The 3,182-nt window shown below is 36.9% G+C and carries 5 protein-coding genes; 2 read left to right on the top strand and 3 right to left on the bottom strand.

What is annotated here, in order from left to right:
- Positions 1 to 246: 246 nt before the first annotated feature.
- The 3 genes from F6K57_RS42365 to F6K57_RS41015 are packed head-to-tail and all read right to left on the bottom strand — an operon-like array spanning position 247 to position 1,026.
- Positions 247 to 405 (bottom strand): transposase, encoded by a 159-nt coding sequence (locus F6K57_RS42365; protein ID WP_158069462.1) that lies wholly within the window; start codon positions 403 to 405, stop codon positions 247 to 249.
- The gene (locus tag F6K57_RS41020) at positions 398 to 652 is read right to left on the bottom strand and encodes a transposase (RefSeq protein WP_143727496.1); all 255 of its coding nucleotides are present in this window, start codon (positions 650 to 652) and stop codon (positions 398 to 400) included. Before F6K57_RS41020 ends, F6K57_RS42365 begins: the two co-directional genes overlap by 8 nt.
- A gap of 35 nt (positions 653 to 687) precedes the next feature.
- Entirely contained in the window at positions 688 to 1,026 is a 339-nt protein-coding gene (locus F6K57_RS41015) for a winged helix-turn-helix domain-containing protein (RefSeq protein WP_075897438.1), read from the bottom strand.
- 181 nt (positions 1,027 to 1,207) lie between these two features.
- Between F6K57_RS41015 and F6K57_RS41010 the strand changes: the two genes are divergently transcribed.
- Together F6K57_RS41010 and F6K57_RS41005 are read left to right on the top strand one after the other, a co-directional pair.
- Positions 1,208 to 2,341: an ISAs1 family transposase gene (locus tag F6K57_RS41010; protein ID WP_293074789.1), complete on the top strand. Its 1,134-nt coding sequence runs from the start codon at positions 1,208 to 1,210 to the stop codon at positions 2,339 to 2,341.
- A 233-nt stretch (positions 2,342 to 2,574) separates the two neighbouring features.
- Positions 2,575 to 2,880: a hypothetical protein gene (locus F6K57_RS41005; protein ID WP_293074787.1), complete on the top strand. Its 306-nt coding sequence runs from the start codon at positions 2,575 to 2,577 to the stop codon at positions 2,878 to 2,880.
- The last annotated feature ends 302 nt before the right edge of the window (positions 2,881 to 3,182 follow it).

Raw genomic sequence — 3,182 nt, 5'->3', positions numbered from 1 at the left:
CATAATGATTTCCCGAAATTATTCCTGGTGAATAGTACCACCCTAAAAGTTCACAGAATGGTTATCAGGAACGAAGTAACCCCGATATGTACTCTCAGAAAGGTCGAATATTCTGAGTAGGTAGTTATACTAAGTTGCGTTCAAAGAGCTAATTCTCAAATGAGGAAAATATGTCATTGAACGCAAGAGTTCTTCAGAAGAGCCAAGCTCTACTAAGCCATGACTTACTGTGTCCATTACTTGCTCCTATGATGTTAATATTTTGTTATAAAAATAGTTTTCTCTAATATGTTCCCAAAGATGCTCAACAGGCATTAACTCCGGACTATAGGCTGGCTGAAATATAATCCGAATATTTTCCGGTATCTCCAAACTTTTTGATCTATGCCAACCGGCTTTATCCATTTGCATGCATGATCAAATATTCCCCAAAATCTTCTGAGACTTGTTTGAGAAATAAATTCCTCATTTTTGTGTTAGCATAAGGTAAAATCAGAGATGTCATTTTGCCCAAAGCCGGTGCAACAGCAGCATAAGCATAGATATATTGTCTTACCTGTTGTTTACAGACCACTGGCCTTATTCCTGGTGGACACCAGCAACCTCGCACAACTCCTATGCGACCAAATCTGCCTTCATCGGTGGCCATCATTATAACTGGTCTTTTATCGTCAGATTTTCTAGTTTTTACGAGTTGTTTAACTTCTTTTTCAAAGTTTTTTTAAAAGCTGACTGTTCCGACTGTTTAGCTTTTGGGTGTGAAGGTCTAGGAACTACTTTTCGCCATTGGTGTCTATCCAAAAGACGATATATTGTAGTTTTATTTACTGGCTGACCCACTTGTTTTTCAAAAGCTAATTTAATTTCTTTTACTGTCGGGATTTGGCCTTTAGCTGCTTTTTTAAAAAAAGTTGCCAAAAAGTCTTTCTCTTCTGACCAAGTCAGATAACAGTTACGTCTACCCCCTTTTCCTTGTGTTTCAATAGCTTCTACACCAGGGCAAACGCATCTAAATTTTTTTGACAAATCACTCTTTATATGCAGATCTGCTCTATTGGCATTCCCCGTGGCCTAGAATGGTAACGAGCTTATTATTTACAATAATTCAATTTCCTTAATACTAGTTAATATTTAGACCCTAAAATTAAGATTTAAATTAGGTCTTTATGAAGGAAAATCAAAGCATAATTTTTAGAAATACTCAGCAATGAAACTCAGACCAAAAACTACGATTTATGAGCATTTTAGTGATTTAAAAGATCCCAGAGTTGACCGAAGCAAACTACATAAATTAATTGATATTATTACAATTACTATCTGTGCGGTGATTAGTGGTGCCGACACCTGGGTTGACATAGAACTCTACGGTAAAACCAAATATAAATGGTTAAAAAAGTTTTTAGAATTACCTAATGGAATTCCATCTCACGACACAATTGCCAGAGTTTTTGCGAAACTTGAAACCGAACAATTACAGCAGTGTTTTTTGAAGTGGGTTCAATCAATTAGTCAGGTCACTTTTGGAGAAATAGTAGCGATTGACGGGAAAACTTTACGTCATTCCTATGACAAAAGTTCTGACAAAGCAGCTATTCATATGGTTAGTGCATGGGCAACAGCGAATCGCCTGGTTTTAGGGCAAGTAAAAGTAGATGAAAAATCCAATGAAATAACAGCTATTCCCAAACTTATAAAAGTTTTAGAACTATCGGGTTGCATCATAACTATTGATGCTATGGGCTGTCAAAAAGAAATTGTCAAGCAAATTGTAGCCAAAGAGGCCGACTATTTAATTACCTTAAAAAAGAATCAAGCTTATCTTTATGAACGAGTCGAAAAAATCGTCAATACATTACCTAAATCTAGATTAAAAAACATCACGATCAGTCAGTATTTGCAGTCAGAAACTGGACATAATCGTGAAGAACACAGATATTACCAAATGCTTAGTAATGTTAAAGAAGCAATTGATCCAAACGGGGAATGGGAAAAACTCAACTCAATAGGTTGGGTAGATTATTGGCGAAAAGAAAAAGATGGAAAAACAAGTTTTGAACGAAGATATTATATTAGTAGTCTACCCAATAATGCTGAACTTTTAGCAAAAGCTATTCGCCAACATTGGTGTATAGAGAATCAACTGCATTGGGTACTTGATGTTCAATTTTTAGAAGATGATTCACGAATCAGGAAAGATAATGCACCCGAAAATTTAGCCATTATTAGACAAATAGCTCTGAATTTATTAAAACAAGAAAGTACCGAAAAAACGGGAATTAAAACTAAACGAAAAAAAGCCGGATGGGATAACGATTATCTCCTCAAAGTTTTAGGTTTTTAAGTTTTATTTTATCAGTAGAATTAATGGCGTTGGGCAATTTACCATGGGTTTAGACTAAAAGGTCTAGCTTGATATTATGCTGGCAATATATATTAATTATTTAAAACAATACTCACCCTTTATATAAGCGACACAAATATTATACCAGTTTTATCTGTTCCCGTCAAATTTTAAGGTCAGCTAAAATTTTCGGGTCATTCAAACGCTTTTCAGAGCTAGTTTCTGCCGATTAGATGCGTTTGCCCTGCCAGTTACCTAACTTTGATGCTGAGGCTGATAAAAAACAACTGAAGGAATTACTCAGCCAACTGCAAAGCGCCGTCTTAGCAGAAGATTTGGATGACGAAGACAAAGAAGAAGCCCTAGAACAAATTAAAGTGATCGCTTCTGCTTTAACTAATTCCGAAGATAGTGGTGTGAAGAAAGTAGTAAAGAAGGCTATGAAAATACTCATGGGAACTGCTGCTGCTTTGTCTCCTACTGCTAATCTGGTTACTATCTGTAAAGAATTACCAGGTTTGATTAGTAAGATATTTTGATATAGCAATTCCACGACTTTTGAGGTACAAATATCTGGGTTTTAGGGAGCAGGGAGCAGGGAGCAGGGAGCAGGGAGTAGCTAAAAGGAACCCACCTCTAGGGCATGTTTTCAAAGTTTTCCGCAAGATTATGATCCCCCCCAGCCCCCCTTAAAAAAGGGGGGAGCCATACTCAAAGTCCCCCTTTTTTAAGGGGGATTTAGGGGGATCTCAGAGGCAAGAATACACGCCCTAACTCCTACCAGGAGGGGAAGGCAAGAGCCAATAGTCAAACAATTCTATGTACTTCATGAGTCCTAGAA

Origin of the sequence: Moorena sp. SIO4A5, from assembly GCF_010672005.1 — a bacterium.
Classification (GTDB): Bacteria; Cyanobacteriota; Cyanobacteriia; order Cyanobacteriales; family Coleofasciculaceae; genus Moorena.
This window is presented reverse-complemented; position numbering and strand designations above follow the sequence as displayed.

Excerpts from the sequence above, each read along its gene's own strand:
- F6K57_RS42365 (WP_158069462.1), bottom strand. The coding sequence starts at position 405 with ATGGATAAAGCCGGTTGGCATAGATCAAAAAGTTTGGAGATACCGGAA.
- F6K57_RS41020 (WP_143727496.1), bottom strand. The coding sequence starts at position 652 with ATGATGGCCACCGATGAAGGCAGATTTGGTCGCATAGGAGTTGTGCGA.
- F6K57_RS41010 (WP_293074789.1), top strand. The coding sequence starts at position 1,208 with ATGAAACTCAGACCAAAAACTACGATTTATGAGCATTTTAGTGATTTA.
- F6K57_RS41005 (WP_293074787.1), top strand. The coding sequence starts at position 2,575 with ATGCGTTTGCCCTGCCAGTTACCTAACTTTGATGCTGAGGCTGATAAA.